Raw genomic sequence first — 25,179 nt, forward strand, 5'->3', positions numbered from 1 at the left:
CCAATAATTCGTACGGTACGGCGCACCCGGCCGCACGTCCCTGCTCAGCGCGATAATCGGCACGTTCTAGGGTGAAGCCGGACAGCGGCCCGAGCGGAGGGAGTACGGGCATGACCACGGACACCGACCTCGGCACCCTCCTCGACGGCAACGACGTCGCCGGGCTCCAGCACTGGCTCGCCGACCACCCCCCGCACGTCGTCGCCGACGAACTCGCGCGCGCCGACGAGGTCACCGCCGTCTTCTGCTTCCGGCTGCTGGAGAAGGACCGCGCCGTCGAGGTCTTCGAGGAGCTCGGCGCCGGCGACCAGCAGAAGATCCTCGAAGGGCTGCGTGACCAGACCTTCCGGCACGTCGTCGAGGAGATGGACCCCGACGACCGCGCCCGCCTCCTCGGCGAGGCGCCCGCCAACTTCACCCAGCGCGTGCTGGCGGGACTCAGCCCTCGCGAACGCGCCCTGACCGCCCCGCTGCTCGGCTACGAACAGGACGCCGTCGGCCGGTACATGTCGCCCGAGCTGGTGCGGCTGAAGGAGCAGTCCACCGTCGCCGAGGCGCTGGAACGGGTCCGCGCCCAGGGCCCGGACGCCGAGACCGTCTACACGCTGCCGGTCGTCGACGACCGCAGGCACCTGGTGGGCGTCGTCTCCCTGCGGGAGGTGGTGCTGGCCCCGCCCGGGCGGCCGCTCATCGAGCTGGTGGACACCGAGTTCCCGCGGGTCTACGCCACGGACAACGCCGAGACCGCCGCCCGCCTCATGCAGGAGGCGAACCTCCTCGGCCTGCCCGTCGTGGACAGCGAGGACCGGGCCGTCGGCATCCTCACCGTCGACGACGCCATCGAGCTGATCGAGGAGGCGGACACCGAGGACGTCGCCCGGCAGGCCGGCGCGGAACCCGTCGAGGGGCACTACCTGTCGGTCGGGGTCTTCCGGCTCGCCCGCGCGCGCATCATCTGGCTCTTTCTGCTGATCCTCGCCGCCACCCTCACCGCGGGCGTGCTCCAGGCGTTCGAAGGGGAGTTGGCGGCGGTGACGGAGCTGGCGGTCTTCATCCCGCTGCTCGTCGGCACCGGCGGCAACGTCGGGGCCCAGGCCGCGACCGGCGCGGTGCGCGCCATCGCGGTCGGCGAGCTGCGCCCCGGCGACGTGGCGCGGGTGGCGTGGCGGGAGTGCCGGGTGGGGTTCCTGCTGGGCTTGGGGCTCGGCATCGTGGGCCTGGTGCTGGCGACGATCATGACGGACGGCCGGATCGCGCTGACCGTGTCGCTGTCGCTGATCCTGATCTGCGCGTGGGCCGCGTCGGTCGGCTCCGTGATGCCGCTGCTGGCCAAGCAGTTGGGGATCGACCCGGCGGTGATCTCGGCCCCGCTGGTGACCACGCTGGTCGACGCCACGGGGCTGTTGATCTACTTCCTCCTGGCCCGCCTGGTCCTCGGCCTGTGAGGGGCGCTCCGAGGGCGCTTCGAGGGACGCTGCGGGCGGGGAGCAGCCTGCGGGCCGGCCCGTGAGGCGCGAGGCGAGCGGGCGGGCGTACGCCCCGGAACCCCCGCGCACACCCGTCGGCGAACGCACTCCGTAAAGCTCTCCCCCGGGGTTGCGGCCCCCGGGTGCAGGTTGCCAAGCTTTCGCGCGTGTTGAGGCCGGAACGGCGCAGGCCGGGGATGGCCCGGGCCGGGACGGCGACTGCGGCGACGGGGGTGTGAAGAAACGGTGCCTCTAGGGGAGCAGCCCGCCTACCTGCGGGTCGCCGCGGACCTCCGCCGGAAGATCGTCAGCGGCGAACTGCCGCCACACGCCCGACTGCCCTCCCAGGCGCGCATCCGCCTGTTGTACGGGGTCTCCGACACCGTCGCGCTGGAGGCGCGCAAGGTGCTGATCGCCGAGGGCCTCGTCGAGGGCCGGTCCGGGTCCGGTACGTACGTACGCTCGCGGCCCGAGCCGCGCCGGCTGGTCCGTACCGGCTACCGCGGCCTCGCCGACCTCACCCCCTTCCGCCAGGAGCAGGCCGACGAGTCGGTCACCGGCTCCTGGGAGTCGCGCAGCGCACAGGAGCACGCCGGCGGGTCGGTCGCCGCCCGGCTGCACCTCGGCGCCGGCGACCCGGTGATGCGTACGCGCTACGTCTTCCGCTCGGCCGGCGAGCCCGTGCTGCTGTCCACGTCCTGGGAGCCGCTGGCGCTCACCGGCCGTACCCCCGTGATGCTGCCCGAGGAGGGCCCGCTCGCCGGCCGCGGCGTGGTGGAGCGGATGGCGGCGATCGACGTCGTCGTGGATAACGTCGTGGAGGAGGTCGGCACCCGCCCCGGGCTGGCCGACGAGGCGCACGCGCTGGGCGCGGTGCCGGGGCAGCCGGTGCTGTGCATCCAGCGGACGTTCTATGCCTCCGGGCGGGCCGTCGAGACCGCGGACGTCATCGTTCCGGCCGATCGTTACCGGGTCAGTTACCACCTGCCCGTCAAGTAACCCGAGCCCCGGGCCTTGTCTCCCGTCTCCGCCGATTCGAACTTTCGGCCGAGAATGGTACTTCTCGTGTGAAGCCGTATGCGGGGAGTGAATGCCGGGCGTAAGCTCTGGCATATTCGAAGGGCACGCAGGCGCCGGGGACCGTGGTCGTTCCGCGTGCGTCCTGGGCACACATTCATTCCTGGGGTGGGCATTATGGGTGCGGGTGACAGCGGCGCCGCACGCCCGTGGGTCATCGTCCGCGAGGACGACAACGGCAACCGTTACCGCGTCGGCCGCTATGCCACGCGTGACGAGGCCGAGCGCGTGGTCTCCCGTTTCGGGCCCGCCGGCCGACGGCAGATATACCGGGTGGAGCACGCCGGCGGTGGCGACGCCAACCCCGTGTAGCTTCACGTACGCATGCAGGTGATATTTTCGCCCAAAGCGGGTATGTAACTACCACTCCCCTCAAGTCGGGCAAATCCGACAGAACTCCGCTGGGATGTGGTAGGCGTGAGCAACCCCCCGTACTTCCGCCACGCCGCCGTGACCCCGTTCTCCCCGCTCCCCGATCCCGCCGCGTTGACCGGCTTCCGGGATCCCGCCGGCACCGCGGGGGCGCCGCCCGGCTCCGGCCTCACCGACCCCGCCGCCCCACCGGGTCCCGCAGGACCCGCGGTCCCCTCCGGACTCGCCGGCCCGCCCGGCCCCGCCGAGTGGAGCTTCCCCGCAGAACCCGGCTGCGTGCGCACCGCCCGCGCCGTCGTCCGCGACACCCTGCGCACCTGGCACCTCGACCCCGTGACCGACCTCGCCGTGCTGCTCGTCAGCGAGCTGGTCACCAACTCCCTGCGCTACGCCTCCGGACCCGTCGGCCTGCGCCTGCGCCCCGTCGGCGGACCCGACGCCGGCGGCGGCGTCCGCGTCGAGGTCTCCGACACGCTGCCGGTCCCGCCGCTGCTCCGTACCGCCGCGCCGGACGAGGAAGGCGGCCGTGGCCTGCAGCTCGTCGCCAGCGTCGCGCTGCGCTGGGGAACCCGGTGCGGCGGAATGGGCAAGACGGTGTGGTTCGAGCTGGGGTCCGCTGGTTAGAAGGTACGAGGGAGGCTTCTTCGGCGTACGGAAGGGGGCGCACGGGGGCGTAGCGCCGGGTGCCGGTCGGGCACCACTTCGCAGATGTGGCGGTTACCGGGACCGGAAGCGGTGGGGCGTTCCGAACCCGTGACCCGACGACCATGTTCCGGATACGGATCTTCCCGCATACTCTGCGGTGCGTACCCGGAGCAGGATCAGCAAAGGGGGCGGTCGCGTGGGAGCACCGTTCTGGCAGAGCAGTCCGCCGGGCTCCATCTACGACCACATCAAGGTGGCCTCCTTCGCCCTTGACGCGGAGGGGCACATCGAGCAGTGGAGTGCCCGTGCCGAGGAACTCCTCGGCATCTCCGCCGCCGAGGTGCTGGGCCGCGACGCCGTCGAGGCGCTGGTTCCCGAGGAGCTGCGGGCGGAGGTGGGGGAGAAGGTCGCCGAGATTCTCGACGGCCGCGAGTGGACGGGTCTGCTGCCCTACCGCAGACCGGCCGGGCCGGACGGCGCGGACGCCGGGCATCCCGCCGTCGACGGCATCGCCGAGTTGTACGTCATGCCCACCACCGGCGTCGGCGGCACCCGCGGCGCGGTGTGCCTCACCGTCGACGCGTACGCGCTGCGCCGTATCGAGACCGACCTCGCCGCCTCGCAGGCCGTTTTCGGCCAGGCCCCGATGGGCTTCCTGCTGTTCGGCACCGACCTGCGGCTCGTCCGCGTCAACGAGCTGGTCGCCGCCGCCTTCGGCGGCACCGTCGCCTCCCACGCCGGCCGCTCGCCCCGCGACTACCTCCCGCGCCCCGAGGCCGAGCGCGTCACCGCCGCGCTCAAGCAGGTCCTCGACACCGGCGAGCCCGTCACCGACATGCAGATCCTCGGGCCCACCCCCGAGGAGCCGCAGACCGCCTCCGTACCGGCCCAGCGCGAGGGGCAGCCGGGCAGCCTCCGGTGGTCCATATCGCTGTACCGCGTCCACAGCCGTACGGGCCGGCCCATGGGCGTCGCCGCCATCGTCTCCGACGTCACCCGCCGCCGCCGCGCCGAGAGCGAGGCCGCCAGCACCCGCCGCAACCTCGCGCTGCTCAACGAGGCCGGCGCCCGCATCGGCAACTCGCTCGACCTGGAGACCACCGCGCGCGAACTGCTCGGCGTCACCGTCCCGCAGTTCTGCGACATGGCGTGCGTCGACGTCTACCAGGGCCTCCTCGACGGCGACGAGGGCCGCCCAGGGCTGGCCGACGGCAGCGCCGAGCTGCGCCGCGTCGCCTTCGCCAGCGCCGTCTCCGACGCCCCCGTCACCGCCGTCGGCTCCACCCACCGCTTCGACTTCCACTCCCCGCACGCCGCCGCGCTGCGCACCGCGCAGGTGCGCCGGGTGCCGGGCGGCGACAGCGGCCTGGTGCAGACGACGCTCGCCGTGCCGCTGGTCGCCGGGGACACCGTCGTCGGGCTCGTGCAGTTCTCCCGGGCCCGCGGCAGCGAGGACTTCGGCGAACGCGACGCCGCCCTCGCCGCCCAGCTCGCCTCCCGTGCCGCCGTGTGCATCGACAACGCCCGCCTCTACCGCCGCGAGCACTCCCGCGCCCTCATCCTCCAGCGCAGCCTGCTCCCGCCCGGCGACCCCGAGGCCGCGGGCCTCGACATCGCCTGCCGCTACCTGCCCGGCAACACCGCCACCGAGGTCGGCGGCGACTGGTTCGACGTCATCGAGCTGCCGGGACACCGCACCGCCCTCGTCGTCGGCGACGTCATGGGCCGCGGTCTGCGCGCCGCCGTCGCCATGGGCGAACTGCGCAGCGCCGTACGCACCCTCGCCATGCTCGACCTGGAGCCGGCCGAGGTGCTCGCCGCCCTGGACGAGATCGCCGGCGGCCTCGGCGGCGTCTCCGACGAGGTCTACCTCGCCACCTGCTCGTACGTCGTCTACGACGCGGTCACCCGGCGCTGCACCTTCGCCAACGCCGGCCACCTGCCGCCCGTCGTCGTCGAACCCGGCGAGCCGCCGCTGCTGCTGGAGGTGCCCGCGGGGATGCCGCTCGGCGTCGGCGGCGAGCCGTTCGAGGAGGTCGAGGTCGAGCTGCCCGACGGCGCCCTCCTCGCGCTCTACACCGACGGCCTCGTGGAGTCCCGCGACCACGGCCTGGACGAGGGCCTGGAGGAGTTCCGCAAGGCGCTCTCCGCCCCCGCACAGCCGCTGGAGGACGTCTGCGACCACGTGCTCGACACCCTCTACACCCGGCACGGAGAGGACGACATCGCCCTGTTGATGGCCCGTATCGGCGGACTGCCCGCCGACACCGTCGGCGACTGGCTGCTGCCCGCGGAGCCCCGCTCGGTCGCGCTCGCCCGCGAACACGCCCGCACGCAGCTCGCCGCCTGGGACCTGGAGCCGCTGATCGACACCACCGAGCTGCTCGTCAGCGAGCTGGTGACGAACGCGCTGCGGCACGGCGAGGGCGGCCGCAGCGGCGGCGGCGAGCCGGAGATTCGGCTCCGGCTGCTGCTGGACCGCACCCTGGTGTGCGAGGTGTGGGACAGCAACCTGGTCCAGCCGCGCCGCCGCCGTGCCAGGGACACCGACGAGGGTGGCAGGGGCCTGCAGTTGGTGAGCATGCTCAGCCGGAACTGGGGCAGCAGACGCACGCACCGCGGGAAGACGGTCTGGTTCGAACTGGCCCTGCCGGGCACGGGGCCGCAGGCGGAACTGGACGAGGACGCGCTGCTGTCGGCGTTCTGAACCGGGTCGCGGGGGCTTGGTTCGGGCGCGTGGGCTGGGCTCGTTCTGCGGGGGGCGCGCTCAGGCCGCGGCGCGGCCGCCGCCGGCCGGCGGCGCCTCGCCGTCCTTCAGCCGGGCCAGCCGGGCGTCGATCTCCGCCCGCTTGCTCAGGTCGTCCACCTGCTCGAACTGCCCGTCCAGGGACGAGTCCGCCGGCTCGGCCCGGCCCGTCGCGCGGGCCTCCTCGCGGCGGATCTTCGCCTCGAAGCGGCCCAGGTCGGCGGTGGGGTCGGTGACGTCCATGCGCGCGACGGCGTCGAGCATCCCGGTCCGCGCCTCCGCCGCCCGCGTACGGGCCATGAGCCGGTCGCGGCGGGATTCGAGGCCGGTCAGCCTCTCCCGCATCGCGTCGAGGTTCTGCTTCAGCCTCTCCACCACCTCCGTCTGCGCGGCCATCAGCGGCTCGGCCGCCGTCGCCTCGTCCTCCGCGGTGATCTGCCGCTCCAGCGCCTTGCGGGCCAGGTTGTCGAACGTCTCGGCCTGCACGGCGTCGCCCCCGGCGCGTACCTCGTCGGCCTTGCGGCTGGCGGCGAGGGCCTTCGCGCCCCACTCGTCGGCGGCGCCGGTGTCCTCCTTGTGGTCCGCCTCCATCAGGCGCAGGTTGCCGATGGCGGTGGCGACGGCCAGGTCTGCCTCGCGGATGTTGTTGGAGTAGTCCCGGATGAGCTGGTCGAGCATCTTCTGCGGGTCCTCGGCCTGATCGACGAGGGCGCTGACGTCGGCGCGGGCGAGCTGGAGGGTGCGGCCGAGGACGGTCTGCTTGCCGGTCACGGGTCTCCTTCGAATCTTGGTGGCGGTGGGGTGGCGGTCCCGGGCGGTGCGGTGGCGGTCTCGGGCGGTCTGGTGGGGCTACGCGCGGGGCGTGCGCCGTCGCGTGGCCCGTACTCCCGGAAGCTCTAGAAGCGGCCTCCACCGCCCATCCGCCCCCGTGTGCCCCCGCCGCCGAAGGTGCCGGGACCGCGGCCGAAGCCGCCCCCGAAGCCGGTGGCGCTCCGGCGCCTGCCGGAGCCCTCGCCGAAGCCGTCGCCGAGCATGCCCCTGAGGATGATCCCGGCGAGCATCCCGGTGCCCATGCCGCCGCGTCCCCCGCCGCCGTAGCCGCTCGCGGCGGGGCCGCCGAAGGGCCCGCCGCCGTACGAGCCGTCGAAGCCCTGGACGTCCTGCTCCGCCAGCCGGCGCGCCTCGCGGCCGAGTTCGTCCGCGCGCTGCGCATGCCGGAGGGCGCCGGCCGCGTCGGTGTCCGCGAGTTCTCCGGCCAGCCGGAGGTGCCGCTCGCCCTCGCCCAGGCGGGTACGGGCCGCGGGACCGATGCCGCCGCGGTGGGTGGTGACGAAGTCCCGGGCGGCGGCCACCGCACTGCGCGCGCCGACCAGCGCCGGTTCGAGCAGCCGGCGCGTCCGCCGCCCGGCCTCCTCCCGCTCCCCGGCCCCGGCGAGCGACGCCGTCAGCGCCGCGTCCGCCTCCACCACCCGGCGCAGCGCGGCCAGCGGGTCGTACCCGCCCCCCGCCACCTCCTGCCCCACCTCCGCCAGCACCGTCTGCGCATGCGCGATCCGGTCCTGCAAACCGGCGTCCGACTCGTCCGCGGCCGTGCCGCGTTCCACGTCCTGCGCCTCGGCGAGGTCGTCGCGGATGTCGCGCAGCGCGTCGGTGAGCCGGGCGGCGGCGTCGCGCAACTCGTGCTCGCGGCGCTCGACCGCCGCGACGAGGGCGCCGGCCTGGTCGAGTGCGCTCTCCGCGGCCCGTACGTGGACGGCGGCGGTGGCCGGGTCCTCGGTGCCGAGGGCGGTGCGGGCGTGGGTGAGGTGCTCGCCGCCGAACTGCAGGCGGTCGCGGGCCGCGGCGGGGTTGCCGGCGACGGCGGCGGAGGCGGCGGGGTCGTAGGCGTCGGCCAGCACGGTGAGCCTGGCCTCGGCGGCGCCGATACGGTCCGGGAGCCGCCGCGCGGCGGCCTCGGCGGTGGCGAGCACCTGCGACGCCCGGGTCACCATTGCGCGCAGCCGGTCGAAGGCGTCCGACTCGGCGTCGAGCCGGGCGTTGGCGTCGGTGCAGCGGGTGACGATCTCCTCCAGCATGTCGCGGCGGGCGCCGTCGTCCTCGGGACGCGCGTCGTCGAGCGCCTGCCGGAGGCGGAAGGCGGCGGTCAGCTCGTCCTGGGCGTACCCGACGGCGTCGACGAAGGGCCGGGTGGCCTCCTCGCCGAACTGCGCGGTGGCGAAGCCGAGTTCCTCCTGACTGGTGCGCAGGGCGTCGTCGGTCTCGACGAGGAGCCCCCTGGCGCGGGCGTCGAGGTCGGGGGTGCCGGTGCTCTCGTGGGGCCAGTGGGGCGGACGCCGGCGCTTGGCGCTCCGCCGCCGGGAGATGAACAGGGCGGCGGCCAGCGCCACGGCGAGCGCGGCGACGAGGGGCACCACGTAGTCGGTGGAGCTGGCGTCCCCCTGGGCGGACTCACCGCGGGGCCGGCCGCCGGGGTCGGTGGGCCCGGGGGTGACGTCGGCGGGGGGCACCTGGCGGCCGTCGAGCACGGCCGCGTACCCGTCCGCCGCGCCGATGGCGGCGCCGGCCCAGTCGTTCTGGCGCAGGGCGGGCTCGACGGCGCGGGCGTCGACGGCGTCGATGTCGCGCCGGGAGATGCCGGAGCCCGCTCGGGCGGAGACGGCGAACTGGCGGTCGCCGGTGGCGACGGCGAGGAGGACGTCGTGCTGCTTGAGCCCGTTCTTGTCGGCGGTGGCGTCGGCCCAGTCCTGGGGGGAGAAGGTGGAGAAGTCCCGTACGTAGGCGACGAAGAGCTTTGTCCGGTGCCCGCGGTCGAGCCGTTCGAGCGCTCGGACGACGTCGGGACGCCGGTCGCGGAGGGCATGGACGCGGTCGGTGATCTGCCCGTCGGGGTCGAGGGGGAGGGGGTCGACGGAGTGCGCCGGGGCGACGGCGAGGGCGAGGGGCAGCAGGGCGAGCACTCCGGCAGCGCAGAGCCGGCCCCCGAGCCGCCGAATCCGCATGCGCACGCCTCCGCACCACGACGCGCCGCGGTCCCGGCACGCCCTGTACGGGAGGCTATGCCCCTTTTAGCCACCCCGCACCCGGACACCCCCGGGGCCCTCTCCCCAACCCCGCCCCTCCCCACTCCCGGACCTGCGCGGGGCTGCGTCCCGGACCTGCGCGGGGCTGCGCCCCGAACCCCCGCGGGCTCGGCCTCAACCCGCCTGGGGCTGCGCCCCAGCCCCCCGCCGGGGCTTCGCCCCAACCTGCCTGGGCCCACCGCGAAGCCGCGACCCGGGCCTTCGTCCCCCGGACCCCGACGGCTCCGCCGTAATCCGCTGCGGCTGTGTGTCAGACCCGCGTGGGGCTGGGCCAGCCTTGCTGGTGCTGGCGCCCGAGACCTCCCGCCCTTGGCGCTCCGCCCTCTCCCGCCCCGTTGCTCCGCCCTCAGACTCCGGGACGCGCCCCGCGAGCCCCGTCCCCCCGCAGGGGGCCCGCGTCACCGGCCGCTCAGCACGTCCTCGGCTTCTGCCAGGCGCACTCCACATCCGCCGGGCGCTCCACACCCCGCGTCTTCTGCGTCCTCGGCTCCGCCGCCGTGTCCGCGCCGTAGCCCGCCAGTGTCGTCACCACCGCGTCCTCTATGTCCTTCACCGAGCCCGCCAGGTAGTTGTTCAGCACCACGCTGAACACCAGCTCCCTGCCGTCCGCGTCCGTCACGTACCCCGACAGCGCCGACGCCCCCGTCAGTGAGCCCGTCTTCGCGCGGGCGTTGCCCTCCGCCGGGGTGTCGCACATGCGCGTGCGCAGGGTGCCGCCCACGAAGCGGTCCTTCCCGCAGGCCAGCGGCAGCGACTCGTACCAGGCGTCGAACCACGGCTCGTCCTGCACCGCCGTCAGCAGCTTGACGAACTCGCGGCTCGGGATCGTGTTGCCCCTCGACAGACCCGAGCCGTCGACCTGGCGCAGCGTGGACGTGTCGACGCCGGTCGACTTCAGGTACGACGAGACGCCCCGCAGGCCCGCGCTCCACGTGCCGGCGTCCGCCGTCTCCACGCCGATCGTCTTCGTGAGGATCTCCGCGTGGCCGTTGTTGGAGAGCTTCATGAACGGGATCATCAGGTCCTTCAGCGGCATCGAGCTGTGGCTCGCGACCGTACGCGCCCGCTCCGGCGTCGCCTGCCCCAGCAGCGTCCTGCCCTCGACCTCCACCCCGTGCCGCTCCAGCGCGTCCCGGAAGACCGCCGCCGCGTAGCCCGTCGGCTCCCACACCGAGATCCACTCCTTGGTGGCGTTCGCCTTCACCGGGATGTTCCCGCTGACGACGATGGTGTTCGTGCCGTGCTCCCGCGAGATGCCCAGCGTGTCGGCCTCGCCCTCCGCGACCGTGGCGCCCCTGTTGTCGATCTTCACGTAGTCGGTGGCCGGCGTCACCTTCACCACCGGCCGGTCGCCCGCCTTCTTGCCCGGGTACGCCTCCACCACCACCGTGCCGGAGTCGTAGTCCGTGTCCGGGGCCACCGTCAGCGCGGAGATCTGCATCGCGTAGTAGTCCGACTCGTAGTCGGCGGACCAGCCGTTGCCGACGCGTTCGGCGTCGAAGCGGGTGTCGTCCGCGACGAGGCGGCCGACCTCGTCCACCCCCGAAGCCGCGACCTTCGCGGCCAGCGCGTCGTAGTCGGCCGCCAGCATCGTCGGGTCGCCGGTGCCGCGCAGGTACAGGTCGCCGCCCGCCGTGAGGGCGTCCGTGGACCAGGTGTAGTCGGGGCCCAGCAGCTCCATCGCCGCGGCCGACGTGGGCAGCTTGGTGTTGGAGGCGGGGGTCAGCCGGGTGGCGGCGGACTGCTCGTACAGCGTCTCGCCGCTCGCCGCGTCGGCCACGACGACGGACGCCAGCGCGCCTTCCAGGCGCTCGTCGGCGAGGACGTTGTCCAGCGCCTGCTTGAGCCCGTCGTCGTCGGGGTCCGCCCCGGCCGGGGCGCCGCCGCCGAGGCCGAGCGCGAGGAGTGCCGCCATTCCGGCGGCGGCCGGCCAAGTCCACGTACGCGCCGCTGTCTTCGGGCGTCTGGGGGATCTGCTCATGACAGTGGAGCATGGCGAACCATGACACGGGCAACAAGTACCTTGCCGCCCGTGTCATTGGTCCGACCGGTGGTATCCGGCCGAACGGCCGGACGGAACGCTAGTCCTTGCGGCGGAAGATCTTGCTCCCCAGCCACACCAGCGGGTCGTACTTGCGGTCCGCCGCCCGCTCCTTGAGCGGGATCAGCGCATTGTCGGTGATCTTGATGTGCTCGGGGCAGACGTCCGTGCAGCACTTGGTGATGTTGCAGTACCCCAGGCCGTGCTCGTCCTGCGCGGTGGTCCTACGGTCCAGACCCTCGTCCTTCGCCGCGTCCAGCGGGTGCATGTCCAGCTCCGCGACCCGCATCAGGAAGCGCGGGCCCGCGAAGGCCGCCTTGTTCTCCTCGTGGTCGCGGACCACGTGACAGGTGTCCTGGCACAGGAAGCACTCGATGCACTTGCGGAACTCCTGCGAGCGGTCCACGTCCTCCTGCTGCATCCGGTACTCGCCGGGCGCCAGCTTCTCGGGCGGGACGAACGCGGGGATCTCGCGGGCCTTCTCGTAGTTGAAGCCGACGTCCGTGACCAGGTCGCGGACCACGGGGAAGGCGCGCAGCGGGGTGACCGTGATGGTCTCCTCGCGGTCGAACACCGACATCCGGGTCATGCACAGCAGCCGCGGGCGGCCGTTGATCTCCGCGCTGCACGAGCCGCACTTGCCCGCCTTGCAGTTCCAGCGCACCGCCAGGTCCGGTGCCTGGGTGGCCTGCAGCCGGTGGATGATGTCGAGGACGACCTCGCCCTCGTTCACCTCGACCTCGAAGTCCTCCAGGCCACCGCCCTCGGTGTCGCCGCGCCAGACCTTGAAGCGGGCGATGTAGCCCGTGGTGGGTGCCGTGGTCACTCGGTCAGCTCCTCGTCCGTCAGGTACTTCACCAGCTCTTCCTTCTCGAAGAGGTCGAGCAGGTCGGGCCGGATCGGCGGCATCTCGCGCTTCTCCAGCCGGATCTGGCCCCGCTCCGGGTCCGGCACGTCCGCCGCGGGCAGCGCGCCGCCCGCCGGGTCGGCCAGCCGGCAGACCAGGTTCTGCTTGCGCCAGTCGCGGTCCATCGCCGGGTGGTCGTCGCGCGTGTGGCCGCCGCGGGACTCGGTACGCTCCCGGGCCGCGCGCGCGACGCACTCGCTGACCAGCAGCATGTTCCGCATGTCCAGCGCGAGGTGCCATCCGGGGTTGAACTGCCGGTGACCCTCGACGCCGGCGCCCCGGGCCCGTACGCGCAGGTCGCCGAGGCGCGTCAGGGCCTCGCTCATCTCCGCCTCCCGGCGGATGATGCCGACCAGGTCGTTCATCGACTGCTGGAGCTCCTGGTGGAGCGTGTACGGGTTCTCCGGCGGCTTGGCGCCGCCGTCCCCGTCCGCGCCCGCGGCCCCGGCGGCGGTACCGGCGCCGGCCTCCGCGCTGAACGGGCGCAGCGCCTCCGCGGACGCCGCCGCGATCTGCTCCTCGTCGACCTCCGCGCGCCCGTCGGCGGAGCCCGCCGCGTCGCGCGCGTACTCGGCCGCGTGCAGCCCCGCGCGCCGCCCGAACACCAGCAGGTCCGAGAGCGAGTTGCCGCCGAGGCGGTTGGAGCCGTGCATGCCGCCGGCGACTTCGCCGGCCGCGAAGAGGCCCGGCACGCCCAGCGCCGCCGCCGTGTCCGGGTCGACGTCCACGCCGCCCATCACGTAGTGGCAGGTGGGGCCGACCTCCATCGGCTCGGCGGTGATGTCGACGTCCGCCAGCTCCTTGAACTGGTGGTGCATCGACGGCAGCCGGCGCTTGATCTCCTCGGCGGGCAGCCGGGTCGACACGTCCAGGAACACCCCGCCGTGCGGGGAGCCGCGGCCGGCCTTGACCTCGGAGTTGATGGCGCGGGCCACCTCGTCACGGGGCAGCAGCTCGGGCGGGCGCCGGTTGTTGTCCGGGTCCTCGTACCAGCGGTCGCCCTCGTCCTCGCTCTGGGCGTACTTCTCCTTGAAGACGTCCGGGATGTAGTCGAACATGAAGCGCTTGCCCTCGCTGTTGCGCAGGACACCGCCGTCGCCGCGGACCGACTCCGTGACGAGGATGCCCTTGACCGAGGGCGGCCAGACCATCCCGGTGGGGTGGAACTGGACGAACTCCATGTTGATCAGCGACGCCCCGGCGAGCAGCGCGAGCGCGTGCCCGTCCCCCGTGTACTCCCAGGAGTTGGACGTCACCTTGAACGACTTGCCGATGCCGCCGGTCGCGAGCACCACCGACGGCGCCTCGATCACGAAGAACCGGCCCGACTCGCGCTCGTAGCAGAACACGCCGGAGACCCGGCCGTCGGGCGCCTTGAGGATGCGCGTGACCGTGCACTCCTGGAAGACCTTGATCCGGGACTCGTAGTCCCCGCCGGCCTTGAAGTCCTCCTGCTGGAGGGAGACGACCTTCTGCTGCAGCGTACGGATCAGTTCGAGCCCGGTGCGGTCGCCGACGTGGGCGAGGCGCGGGTACTCGTGGCCGCCGAAGTTGCGCTGGGAGATCTTGCCGTCCTTGGTGCGGTCGAAGAGCGCACCCCAGGTCTCCAGCTCCCAGACGCGGTCCGGCGCCTCCTTGGCGTGCAGCTCCGCCATCCGCCAACTGTTGAGGAACTTGCCGCCGCGCATGGTGTCGCGGAAGTGCACCTGCCAGTTGTCGCCCGCGTTGACGTTGCCCATGCTGGCGGCGATGCCGCCCTCGGCCATCACGGTGTGGGCCTTGCCGAAGAGCGACTTGCAGATCACGGCTGTGCGCAGGCCCTGCTCGCGGGCCTCGATCGCCGCCCGCAGCCCGGCGCCCCCGGCACCGACCACGACGACGTCCCACTGCTGCCGTTCGACTTGCGTCATTTTCTGTGCTTCGCCTTTCCCATCGGTCGGCTCGCTGCGCCTCAGAAGAGCACCGGGTCGTCGAATGCGCCCGAGGCCAGCAGGTATACGTACAGGTCGGCGAGCCCCACGCTGATGAGGGACGCCCAGGCAAGCAGCGCGTGGCGCTCGTTGAGCTTGCCCACCAGGCCCCAGGCGCGGTAGCGCACCGGGTGCTTGGAGAAGTGCCTGAGCCGGCCGCCGACGATGTGCCGGCACGAGTGGCAGGAGAGGGTGTAGAGCCAGATGAGCACGACGTTGATCCAGAGCACGATGGTGCCGAGACCCACGTGGCCCCACTCGTACTCGCTGTTGCGGAAGCCGAGGACCGCGTCCCACGTGAGGATTGCGGCGACGGCGATCGCGGCGTAGAAGAAGTAGCGGTGCAGGTTCTGCACGATCAGCGGGAAGCGGGTCTCGCCGGTGTACGTCTTGTGCGGCTCGGCGACCGCGCAGGCGGGCGGCGAGCCCCAGAAGCTGCGGTAGTACGACTTGCGGTAGTAGTAGCAGGTGAACCGGAAGCCCAGCGGGAAGACCAGGATGATCGCCGCCGGGGACATGAACCACCAGTCGCCGAAGAGCGCGAAGTTGGGGCCGTTCTTCATGTCCACGCAGTCGGAGCCCAGACACGGCGAGTAGAAGGGCGAGACGTAGGGCGCCGCGTAGTAGTCGGCGTTGCTGAGGGCGCGCCACGTCGAGTAGACGATGAACGCCATCAGGCCGGCGAAGGTGGCGGTCGGCTGCACCCACCAGCGGTCGGTGCGCAGGTGGCGCGCCGCGATCGCGGCACGGCCCGGGGCGCGGACACCGCCTGGCTGGTCGGGGGTCGGTGGGCGTTCGGTTGTTCCGGTGGCCAAGGTTGTCTCCGGCAGGAGGGGATGGAGTGGGGTCGGGGATGGACGGGGTGCGCCCGCGGACCGGGGCCTGACGGGACCCAGGCGCGCGGACGCGCGGCGGGGGTGGTCCGGCTGCCCGGCTAGGGGGCGTGCCGGCCGCCGGCGCCGAGTCCCTCGTCGTCGGCGTCCCGCCACAGGGTGTGGTCGTACGGCTGGTCGGGGATGGGGACCAGGGTCGGTCCCTCCTTCTCCGGGCCCTGGGCGGAGACCTCGCGCAGCAGGGCGAGGGACTCCCGCAGGTGGTCGGCGTCGGTCCGTACGCGTCGCAGCTCCAGCGCGCCGGTGCCCATGCGCCGCTCCAGGCGGCTCACGGTGCGTACGAGATCGTCGACGCAGCGCTGCGCTGCGGTCAGTTCTTCGTTCAGGGTCATGACATGCCCTCACGTCTTCGGTCGGGCGGTGCTGACGGTGCCCCGCACGCGTCTTTGCGCACGGCGAAGACGCGCTCAGGGCGCTGTGGGGGGAAGTCTCGCGCGTCTCGCGCTCGCTTGGGAAGGGATCTGCAGATTTCCCCCTCCGGGAGTGACGTACGGGGCTGGATCCTGCCGATCCGTACGGAAAACACACGGCCCGTGGTCCCCACGGCTGCGCCGGACGGGTGGAGTTGGGCGGCGCGCCCGCCGTGTCGCCGCGGGGTGCGGGGCGGGCTCGTTTTAGGTGGCGGGACAAGAGAAGTGTGATGAGCGGCCAATGACGCCGAAAGTGTGCATCACGGAGGTATCGCGCATGTCCCTTCACAGCCGCAGGCGCTACACCGCCGTGCTGATCGCGGCGGGCGTCACCCTGCCCCTGGCGGGCTGCGACACCTCCCCGAGCGACGCGGCCGGCGCCGCGCACGACGTCACCGCCGTCTCGCGCGAGCAGCTCCGGCCGGGCGGCACGGTCCGCTGGGCCGTGGACGAGGCGCCGGAGACGTTCAACGTCTTCCAGGCCGACGCGAGCGAGGCGACCGACCGCGTGGCGGGCGCGGTGCTGCCGCGGCTCTTCACCCTCGACGCGCACGGCAAGCCGGCGGCCGACCCGGACTATCTGGAGAGCGCGGAGGTCGAGGACCGCAGCCCGAAGCAGCGGGTGGTCTACCGGCTGAACCCGAGGGCGGTGTGGAGCGACGGGCGGCCGATCGGGGCGGAGGACTTCGAGGCGCAGTGGCTGGCGCTGAACGGCGAGGACACCGCGTACTGGACGGCGCGCAATGCCGGTTACGACCGGATTGAGTCGGTCGAGGAGGGCGACGAGCCGGGCGAGGTGCGGGTCGTCTTCGACAAGCCGTACGCGGACTGGGAGGCGTTGTTCTCGCCGCTGTACCCGATGAGCGTGACGAAGACGCCGGAGGCGTTCAACGACGGGTCGAGGACGGGGCTGGCGGAGGTCGCGGGCCCGTTCACGATCAAGGACGTCGAGGACGAGAAGAAGGACGAGAAGAAGGACAAGAAGAAGGACAAGAAGAAGGACAAGAAGTACAAGGACGGGAAGAAGAAGGACGGCAAGAAGGACGGCGGGAAGAAGGGGAAGCGGGACGAGAGTGACGCGAGCGAGCCGACGTCGGTGACCCTCGTGCGCAACCCCCGCTGGTGGGGCGACCGGGCGCTGCTCGACCGGCTCGTCTTCCAGGAGCTGCCGCGCGGCATCGGGCGGGAGAAGGCGCTGGACGCCGGCCGGCTGAACATCGCCGAGGTCGAGCGGGACGATGCCCTGGAGGCCGACCGCGCCGAGCGGGCCGCGAAGTCCACGGTGCAGGTCACCAGGAACGACAGGGCCCAGGACGGCAAGCCGCTGGACCTGGTGACGCTGCCGAAGGCCGGCCCCCGCCCGTACACCGTTCACCGGGCCCTGGAGCCCGCGTACACGCAGCTCGCGCTCAACGGCAGCTCGGGTCCGCTCGCCGACGAGCGGGTACGCCGCGCCGTCGCCCGCGCCGTGGACCGCGGCACCCTGGCGCGCAGCGTCCTGGGCCCGCACGGCCTGCCGTCGAAGCCGCTGGGCAGCCACCTGCTGATGCCGGGCCAGCCCGGCTACAGCGACCAGAGCGCCGCGCTCGGCCCGCAGGACGTGACCGCGGCGCAGAAGATGCTGGCGGAGGCGGGCTGGAAGGGCGGCCCGCGGTCGGAGGAGGAGGCGAAGGGCACCGGCGCGCGTGACCGCGCGGACGGTGCGCGGTCCGGCGACGACAAGCCGGCCGGTGCGGTGCTGCCGACGTACGACGTGCCGCTGTCGGTGACGCAGCCGGCCGAGGCGCAGTACGTCGCGCTGGGCCGGCAGGCGGAGCTGTGGGCGGCGGCGGCGAAGCACGGCAAGTCCTCGAAGGCGTACAAGAAGGCCGTGAAGGCGGCCCGGCTGGCGCGCACGGCGCTGGCCGAGCGGGAGGCGAGCGTGGCGCAGCCGCCACGGCAGCGGCCGTTCGTCAAGAACGGCAAGCCGCTGACGCTCCGCTTCGTGGTGCCGGAGGGCCCCGGGACGGAGCAGTTGCGGTCGGTGGCCTCGCGGGTGGTGCGGATGATGGACAACATCGGCGTACGGACCGAGGTGGTCGAGGCCGGGGAGCAGGGCTACTTCAAGGACTACATCGCGGCCGGCGAGTACGACATCGCGCTCTACTCCTGGCCGGGCACCCCCTACCCGGCCACGGACGCCCGCCCGATCTACGCCAAGCCCGTGCCGTCCCCCGACGGCTCCCTGGTCGTCGAGCAGAACTACACCCGCGTCGGCACCGACGAGATCGACCAGCTCTTCGACCAGGCGGCCTCGGAACTGGACGACGAGGTCGCCCAGGAGCTCCTCACCCGCGCCGACGCCCGCATCTGGGCGGCGGCCGGCTCGATCCCCCTCTACCAGCGCCCCCAGCTGGTGGCCACCACCCGCAACCTCGCCAACGCCGGCGCCTTCGGCTTCACCACCCCCCGCTACCAGGACATCGGCTACCGCAACTGACGAACGCTCTCTCCCCCCGCAACCGGCAATCCCCGGGCCGCGTCTCTTTCCTCAGGCGATCGTTTGGCTGCCTGCGTTCGGAACTGCGCACCTCGCACGGGGGGGATTGCGGGTATGGGTAATCGACCCACCGACTGGCACGTACTCGACCTGGATGACGATCCGACGCCGGGGGATCCGGAGCGGGTCAAGCAGTTGGCGCGTGAGCTGCATGACTTCGCCGATGACGTGGCGGATGCGTTGCGGCAGATCAAGGGGATGGCCGGTGAGGATGCGCTGCTGCGGTGGGCGGGGAAGACGGCGAAGGCGTTCCAGGACGAGTTCGAGGAAGTTCCGAAGAATCTGAAGAAGCTTCAGCGGTCGTACGACCTGGCGGGTGATGCGCTGGCGGCGTACTGGCCGAAGCTGGAGCGCGCCCAGTCGCTGGCCGACAAGGCCCTCGCCAAGGGGCGCGAAGCCCAGAGTGATCTGACCGCCGCCAACGGGCGCCTCGATTCCGCGAACTCCTGGGTCGATCGGGCGACGAAGAAGACCGAGGAGTACGACGAGAAAGAGGGCAAGGAGAAGCCCGACGAGTCCGAGGTACGCGCCGCCACCCGCAACGCCACCGACGCCAAGTCCGCCCAGTCCAGCGCCCAGACCGCCGTCGACAACGCGCAAGGCGGTCTCGAAGCGGCCAAGAAGATGGCCGCCGACGCGAAGAAGATGCGCGAGGACGCGGCGTCAGAAGCGAAGGACAAGCTGGAAGAAGCCTCGGACGCCGGTATTCAGAACCGTAAGTGGTGGGAGAAGGCGGTCGACTGGGTCAAGGACAACTGGGACACCATCGTCAACGTCTGCAAGGTCATCGTCGCCGTCCTCGGCATCGTCGTCCTCATCATCGGCGGACCCCTCGCCTGGGTCGTCCTCGCCGCCGCCCTCGTCGTCCTGGCCGACACGCTCTACAAGTACATGAACGGCCAAGCCTCCCTCTGGGACGTCGCCTTCGCCGCGCTGGACTGCATCCCCGGCATGAAGGGCCTCACCACCCTCGGCGGCCTGGCGAAGATGGCCAAGGGCGGCATGAAGGCCATGGCGGGCCTGAAAGCGATGAAGGCCGGCATCCTGGGCCTCGCCAAGAGCGGCCGCACCATGCTGAGCGGCGCCGCCAAGGGCGCGCTGAGCCGGCTGAAGAACATCGTCTCGAAGCTCACGGACCCTGTGGACCTGGCCACTGGCCAGATGTACTTGTTCCAGACAGATGTCACGCTGCCTGGTCTGCTCCCGTTGACGTTCACACGGCGGCTGGGCTCGACCTACCGGACCGGCTGGTGGTTCGGCCCAACCTGGGCGTCCACAGCCGATCAGCGCCTGGAGACCGACGATCAAGGGGTCGTCTTCGTTACCGAAGACGGCCGCATCCTGGCCTACCCGCATCCCTCCGGCACCGAGACCGACGTCGTGCCCGAACTGGGTCCGCGCTGGCCGCTCACCCGTCTGGAGACCGGTGGCTACACCGTCACCGACCCCGTCACCGGTCACACTCGCCGCTTCAGCCGACCCGACGCCGACGGCCTGGCGCTGCTTGAGCAGATATCGGACCGTAATGGCCACACCCTGACCTTCGCCTACGACGACGACGGCACCCCCATCGGCATCCGCCACTCCGGTGGCTACGACCTCAAGATCAGTACTGACGCCGATCTCGGCCGAATAACCGCCCTGTCCCTCGTCGGCGCCGCCGCCGACGGCACTGACGTGGTCATCAAGCGCTTCGGCTACGACCCCGAAGGCAACCTCACCGAGGACATCAACTCCTCCGGCCTGCCTCTGATCTTCACCTACGACGACCGACTGCGGGTCACGTCGTGGACCGATCGGAACGACAAGCGGTACGAGTACACCTACGACACCCGCGACCGCTGCATAGCCGAAGGCGGGGTCGCCGGCCATCTCGCCCTCACCCTCGATTACGACGGTCTCGACCCCGCCTGGCCCGAGGCCACCGTCACTACCCTCACCAGCGCCGAAGGCGCCACCACTCGCTTCGTCGTCAACGACAACTGCCAGATCGTCGCCGAAATCGACGCCCTCGGCCACACCACGCACACGACCTACGACGACCACCACAACCTCACCGCCGAAACGGACGCCCTAGGCCGCACCACCCGCTACGCCTACAACGACGCCCACCAACTCACCGATGTCGTCCGCCCCGATGGCGGCGAGTTGCACGCGGTCTATGGCGGCCAGGCCCTGCCCGTGGAGTTCACCGATGCCGACGGTGCGGTGTGGCGGCAGGGCTACGACGACCGCGGCAACCGCACTACGGTCACGGACCCGGCCGGATACACGACGACGTACGGCTACGACGAGGCCGGCCACCTCACCGCGGTGACCGATCCGCTGGGTGCCGTCACCCGGGTGGAGTGCAACGCCGCGGGGCTGCCGATCCGAACCACCGATCCGGTGGGGGGAGCAGTGGTGCAAAGGCTCGACGGGTTCGGCCGCCCCGTCGCCGTGACGGACGCCATGGGCGCCACGACATTCTTGGAGTGGACCGTCGAGGGCCGCCTAGGTCGCCGGATCACACCGGACGGGGCGCAGGAGTCCTGGGAGTACGACGCCGAAGGCAACTGCCTGAGCCACACGGACGCGGGTGGGGCGACTACGCGCTACACCTACTCCCACTTCGACATGCTCGCCTCACGAACCGATCCCGACGGGGCGCACTACACCTTCACCCACAACCGCGACCTCCGCCTCGTGCAGGTCACCAACCCGCATGAGAAGACGTGGGACTACACCTACGACGCGGCGGGGCGACTGGTCGCCGAATCCGACTTCGTGGGTCGGCGGACCCGCTACGAACTGGACGCGGTGGGGCAGCTAGTGGCCCGCACGACGCCGCTCGGGCAGCGGATCGCATACGGGCGGACTGCACTGGGCCGACTCGCCTCGAAGGACACGGGTGAAGAGGTCACGACATACGCCTACGACCCGGTCGGGCGGCTCGTCTCGGCTGCGGGTCCGTCCGGGGAACTGATCTATGAGCGGGACCGGCTTGGACGGGTCACGGCAGAGCGGTGGAACGGCGCGGTGACTGCCTCCGCCTACGATCCGGCCGGGCGGCGCACGCGGCGGACGACGCCCTCGGGCGAGGTGACGACGTACGGCTACGACCCGGCTGGGCGGCGGACCCATCTCACCACCGCTGGGCGCCGGGTGGATTTCGCCCGCGACGCGGCGGGGCGGGAAACGGACCGTCGCATCGGGCAACTCGCGCTGACCTCGGTGCGGGACCCGTTGGGGAGGCCGGCGCGGCACGAAGTGAAGGCAGGCACCACGCTGGTGCAGGCACGGGAGTACTCCTACCGGCCCGACGGCTATCCCACCTCCGTCGATGAGCACCTGGGCGGTCGCTACGACTTCGACCTGGACGCGGGCGGCAGGGTCACGCAGGTGACGGCGGCGGCGTGGTCGGAGTCCTACGTGTACGACTCCACGGGCGCCCAGACGGCCGCTGCCTGGCCGGAAGGGCAGGACCCGGATGCGATCGGCGACCGCGCCTACACCGGCACGATGGTCACTCACGCCGGTCGCTACCGGTACGAGTACGACGACGCCGGCCGCCTCCTGCGCCGCACCCGGACTCGGCTGTCGAAGAAGCCGGACACCTGGCACTTCACCTACGACTCCGACGACCGACTGACTGCGGTCACCACCCCGGACGGCTCCCGCTGGCGCTACGAGTACGACCCACTGGGGCACCGTCGTCGCAAGATGCGGCTCGCGCCGGGCTCCGACGAGGTGATCGAAGAAGTCCGCTTCGCCTACGACGGACCCACCCTCATCGAGCAGACCACCCGCGCCGCGCACTTCCCCGACCCGGTCACCCTCACCTGGGACCACGACGGGATCACCCCGCTCACTCAGGTCGAACGGGTCACGGACAGCACGACCCAGCGCGAGATCGACAGCCGCTTCTTCGCCATCGTCACCGACCTGGTGGGTACGCCGCGTGAGCTGGTGGCGGAATCGGGGGCGATAGCCTGGCGCACCCGAACAACGCTGTGGGGGAACGTCTCATGGAATCGCGAGGCGACTGCATACACCCCATTGCGCTTTCCCGGTCAGTACGCCGACCTGGAGACGGGGCTTCATTACAACGTCAACCGGTATTACGACCCCGCTACTGCGCACTACACCACCCCTGACCCGCTCGGCCTCGGCCCCGCGCCGAACCCCACCACTTATCCCCACAATCCCCACGTCTACGCCGACCCTCTGGGACTTTCGCCGTACGGCGTGATGATCGACGCCGGTACAGCGCGTGCTCTGTCCTCCGCGGACATGTCCGTGGGCCAGCGGATCAACGCGATGATCGGAAATCGGGACGTCTTCATGTCGCAGACTGCCATGGCTGAGTTCCAGGCCGCTGTCAGCCGGGGTGTCTCCGCCGGCTGGGTAGGCCCGCAGGAGCAGAACCTGGCCGCGGCTCTGGTGAACCGGGTGCAAGTGGTGGCGGACACCCCTAGTGCGCGTGCCCTGGGGTTGAACACGACGAAGAAGGTGGGTGCCAATGACATCCAGATCTTCGGCACGGCCGACGAACTGGGCATGCAGATCTTCACTGCGGATCTCAAGTTCCTGGTGGGGGCGGAAGCCCAGGGAGTGGTGTTCGATGCGATCGTTCATCCCTCGATGAACTTCATTGGAAGGTGATCCAGGTGGAGGCACATCTGCTGCCGGTTGTGGCCATGCTGGAAGAGGCGTTTCCCGCGGGGGTCGGCGACGAGGACTACCTCCCGTTGCTGGCCGTTCTCTCCGAGGGGCTCAACGAGTGGAACGTGGGCGTGGTCGGCTCCGCGTTTCTGGGGGTCGAGCACCACCGGGTGATGAACGACGCGGCGCGCCCCCTGGCCCGGGCGCAGCGTGAGCGGGCCGGGGTGCTGCGGCGGCGGCTCGCGGCGTGCGGCTGGGATCCGGACGAGGACTGAGGGCGGGGCGGGGCGGGGCCCGGGGGGTGGAATGCGGGGCATTTCGGGGTGGGCTGGCGTACCGGCGCGCGTGGGGGTGGGGGAGGGGGACCGTACGATAGGACGGCCGTGGTCGAATCGCCCGGCTGACCCCCTCTAGTTCGGGAGCACCGCCCAGTCATGCCGACGCGCCAGGACATTCGCAACGTCGCCATCGTCGCCCACGTCGACCACGGCAAGACCACCCTGGTCGACGCCATGCTCAAGCAGGCCGGCGCCTTCGCCGAGCACCAGCTCCAGTCCGTCGACGACCGGGTCATGGACACCGGGGACCTGGAGCGCGAGAAGGGCATCACCATTCTCGCCAAGAACACCGCGGTGAAGTACCACCCCAAGAGCGGCGAGCCGGTGGTGATCAACATCATCGACACCCCCGGCCACGCCGACTTCGGCGGCGAGGTCGAGCGCGGGCTCTCCATGGTCGACGCCGTCGTGCTGCTGGTCGACGCCTCCGAGGGGCCGCTGCCGCAGACCCGGTTCGTGCTGCGCAAGGCGCTCCAGGCGCGGCTGCCGGTGATCCTCTGCATCAACAAGACCGACCGGCCCGACTCGCGGATCTCCGCGGTCGTGGACGACACGTACGACCTCTTCCTCGACCTCGACGCCGACGAGGAGCAGATCGAGTTCCCGATCGTCTACGCCTGCGCCCGCGACGGCGTCGCCTCGCTGACCCAGCCGGAGGACGGCACGGTGCCGGCGGACAGCGACAGCCTGGAGCCGTTCTTCTCCACCGTCCTGGACTACGTCCCGGCCCCGTCGTACGACGAGGGCGCGCCGCTCCAGGCGCACGTGACCAACCTCGACGCCGACAACTTCCTCGGCCGCATCGCGCTGCTGCGCGTGGAGCAGGGCGAGCTGAAGAAGGGGCAGACCGTCGCGTGGATCAAGCGCGACGGCACCGTGCAGAACGTGCGGATCACCGAGCTGATGATGACCGACGCGCTCACCCGCCGCCCCGCGCAGCTCGCCGGGCCCGGGGACATCTGCGCGGTCGCCGGCATCACCGACATCATGATCGGCGAGACCCTCGCGGACCCGGAGAACCCGGTCGCGCTGCCGCTGATCACCGTGGACGAGCCGGCGATCTCCATGACCATCGGGACCAACAACTCCCCGCTGGTCGGCAAGGGCGGCAAGGGCCACAAGGTCACCGCCCGGCTGGTCAAGGACCGCCTCGACCGCGAGCTCGTCGGCAACGTGTCGCTGCGCGTGCTGACCACCGAGCGCCCCGACGCCTGGGAGGTGCAGGGCCGCGGCGAGCTGGCGCTGGCGATCCTGGTGGAGACGATGCGCCGGGAGGGCTTCGAGCTGACCGTCGGCAAGCCCGAGGTGGTCACCAAGGAGATCGACGGCAAGGTCCACGAGCCCGTCGAGCGTATGACGATCGACGCGCCCGAGGAGCACCTCGGCGCGATCACGCAGCTCCTCGCCGCCCGCAAGGGCCGGATGGAGACGATGACGAACCACGGGTCCGGCTGGGTCCGGATGGAGTTCGTCGTGCCCTCGCGCGGGCTCATCGGCTTCCGCACGGAGTTCCTGACGCAGACCCGCGGCACGGGCATCGCGCACTCGATCTTCGAGGGGCACGAGCCGTGGTTCGGCGAGCTGCGGACGCGCAGCAGCGGGTCGCTGGTCGCGGACCGGACGGGCGCGGTGACGGCGTTCGCGATGACGAACCTCCAGGAGCGCGGGACGCTCTTCATCGAGCCGGGCACCGAGGTGTACGAGGGCATGATCGTCGGGGAGAACTCCCGCTCCGACGACATGGACGTCAACATCACCAAGGAGAAGAAGCTCAGCAACGTCCGGTCGTCGACGGCCGACATCGCCGAGTCGATCGTGCCGCCGCGGAAGCTGTCGCTGGAGCAGTCGCTGGAGTTCTGCCGCGACGGCGAGTGCGTGGAGGTCACGCCGGACACGGTGCGGATCCGCAAGGTGGTGCTCGACGGGCGCGAGCGCGCGCGGGCTGCCTCGCGGGCGAAGCACGCGTAACGCCGCCCGGCAGGCGGAGCTGGTACGCGCGGGGCGTACCCGCGGCATCTGACACACGGCAGGAACACGCGGCAGGAACACGC

The 25,179-nt window shown here is 71.8% G+C and carries 16 protein-coding genes; 9 read left to right on the plus strand and 7 right to left on the minus strand.

Features of this window, described 5'->3' with window-relative positions; translation table 11 throughout:
• The first annotated feature begins 110 nt into the window (after positions 1 to 110).
• From mgtE to OG946_RS25320, 5 genes are all read left to right on the plus strand, one after another.
• Positions 111 to 1,445, plus strand: coding sequence for a magnesium transporter (gene mgtE / locus OG946_RS25300; protein WP_326798303.1), 1,335 nt, complete (start codon positions 111 to 113; stop codon positions 1,443 to 1,445).
• Positions 1,446 to 1,712: 267 nt separating this feature from the next.
• Positions 1,713 to 2,465 (plus strand): GntR family transcriptional regulator, encoded by a 753-nt coding sequence (locus tag OG946_RS25305; protein ID WP_326798304.1) that lies wholly within the window; start codon positions 1,713 to 1,715, stop codon positions 2,463 to 2,465.
• Between the two features lie 195 nt (positions 2,466 to 2,660).
• On the plus strand, positions 2,661 to 2,855 hold the full coding sequence (locus tag OG946_RS25310; RefSeq protein ID WP_326798305.1) for a hypothetical protein: 195 nt from the start codon (positions 2,661 to 2,663) through the stop codon (positions 2,853 to 2,855).
• Between the two features lie 174 nt (positions 2,856 to 3,029).
• Positions 3,030 to 3,539, plus strand: a complete 510-nt coding sequence (locus tag OG946_RS25315) for an ATP-binding protein (protein ID WP_442814642.1) — start codon at positions 3,030 to 3,032, stop codon at positions 3,537 to 3,539.
• 217 nt (positions 3,540 to 3,756) lie between these two features.
• Entirely contained in the window at positions 3,757 to 6,267 is a 2,511-nt protein-coding gene (locus tag OG946_RS25320) for a SpoIIE family protein phosphatase (protein ID WP_326798306.1), read from the plus strand.
• Between the two features lie 60 nt (positions 6,268 to 6,327).
• On the opposite strand, the gene OG946_RS25325 is transcribed toward OG946_RS25320, so the two are convergent.
• The 7 genes from OG946_RS25325 to OG946_RS25355 form a co-directional block, all read right to left on the minus strand.
• On the minus strand, positions 6,328 to 7,077 hold the full coding sequence (locus tag OG946_RS25325) for a PspA/IM30 family protein (RefSeq protein WP_326798307.1): 750 nt from the start codon (positions 7,075 to 7,077) through the stop codon (positions 6,328 to 6,330).
• A gap of 125 nt (positions 7,078 to 7,202) precedes the next feature.
• On the minus strand, positions 7,203 to 9,305 hold the full coding sequence (locus OG946_RS25330) for a TPM domain-containing protein (protein ID WP_326798308.1): 2,103 nt from the start codon (positions 9,303 to 9,305) through the stop codon (positions 7,203 to 7,205).
• 490 nt (positions 9,306 to 9,795) lie between these two features.
• Positions 9,796 to 11,367: a D-alanyl-D-alanine carboxypeptidase/D-alanyl-D-alanine endopeptidase gene (gene dacB / locus OG946_RS25335; protein WP_442814477.1), complete on the minus strand. Its 1,572-nt coding sequence runs from the start codon at positions 11,365 to 11,367 to the stop codon at positions 9,796 to 9,798.
• A 100-nt stretch (positions 11,368 to 11,467) separates the two neighbouring features.
• Positions 11,468 to 12,253 (minus strand): succinate dehydrogenase/fumarate reductase iron-sulfur subunit, encoded by a 786-nt coding sequence (locus OG946_RS25340; protein WP_326798309.1) that lies wholly within the window; start codon positions 12,251 to 12,253, stop codon positions 11,468 to 11,470.
• The gene (locus OG946_RS25345) at positions 12,250 to 14,244 is read right to left on the minus strand and encodes a fumarate reductase/succinate dehydrogenase flavoprotein subunit (RefSeq protein WP_326798310.1); all 1,995 of its coding nucleotides are present in this window, start codon (positions 14,242 to 14,244) and stop codon (positions 12,250 to 12,252) included. Before OG946_RS25345 ends, OG946_RS25340 begins: the two co-directional genes overlap by 4 nt.
• 41 nt (positions 14,245 to 14,285) lie before the next feature.
• On the minus strand, positions 14,286 to 15,119 hold the full coding sequence (locus OG946_RS25350; RefSeq protein ID WP_101421769.1) for a hypothetical protein: 834 nt from the start codon (positions 15,117 to 15,119) through the stop codon (positions 14,286 to 14,288).
• Between the two features lie 119 nt (positions 15,120 to 15,238).
• Complete coding sequence (locus OG946_RS25355) at positions 15,239 to 15,529, minus strand: hypothetical protein (protein WP_101421768.1); 291 nt, start codon at positions 15,527 to 15,529, stop codon at positions 15,239 to 15,241.
• A 355-nt stretch (positions 15,530 to 15,884) separates the two neighbouring features.
• Here OG946_RS25355 and OG946_RS25360 point away from each other — a divergent pair, with 355 nt between their 5' ends.
• The 4 genes from OG946_RS25360 (at position 15,885) to typA (ending at position 25,096) form a co-directional block, all read left to right on the plus strand.
• The gene (locus tag OG946_RS25360) at positions 15,885 to 18,086 is read left to right on the plus strand and encodes an ABC transporter family substrate-binding protein (RefSeq protein WP_326798311.1); all 2,202 of its coding nucleotides are present in this window, start codon (positions 15,885 to 15,887) and stop codon (positions 18,084 to 18,086) included.
• Positions 18,087 to 18,200: 114 nt separating this feature from the next.
• Positions 18,201 to 22,790, plus strand: coding sequence for a DUF6531 domain-containing protein (locus OG946_RS25365; RefSeq protein WP_326798312.1), 4,590 nt, complete (start codon positions 18,201 to 18,203; stop codon positions 22,788 to 22,790).
• Between the two features lie 5 nt (positions 22,791 to 22,795).
• The gene (locus OG946_RS25370) at positions 22,796 to 23,065 is read left to right on the plus strand and encodes a hypothetical protein (protein WP_326798313.1); all 270 of its coding nucleotides are present in this window, start codon (positions 22,796 to 22,798) and stop codon (positions 23,063 to 23,065) included.
• 159 nt (positions 23,066 to 23,224) lie between these two features.
• Positions 23,225 to 25,096, plus strand: a complete 1,872-nt coding sequence (gene typA, locus OG946_RS25375; RefSeq protein ID WP_326798314.1) for a translational GTPase TypA — start codon at positions 23,225 to 23,227, stop codon at positions 25,094 to 25,096.
• Positions 25,097 to 25,179: the final 83 nt, after the last annotated feature.

This window comes from Streptomyces sp. NBC_01808 (genome assembly GCF_035917395.1).
Taxonomy (GTDB): Bacteria; Actinomycetota; Actinomycetes; order Streptomycetales; family Streptomycetaceae; genus Streptomyces.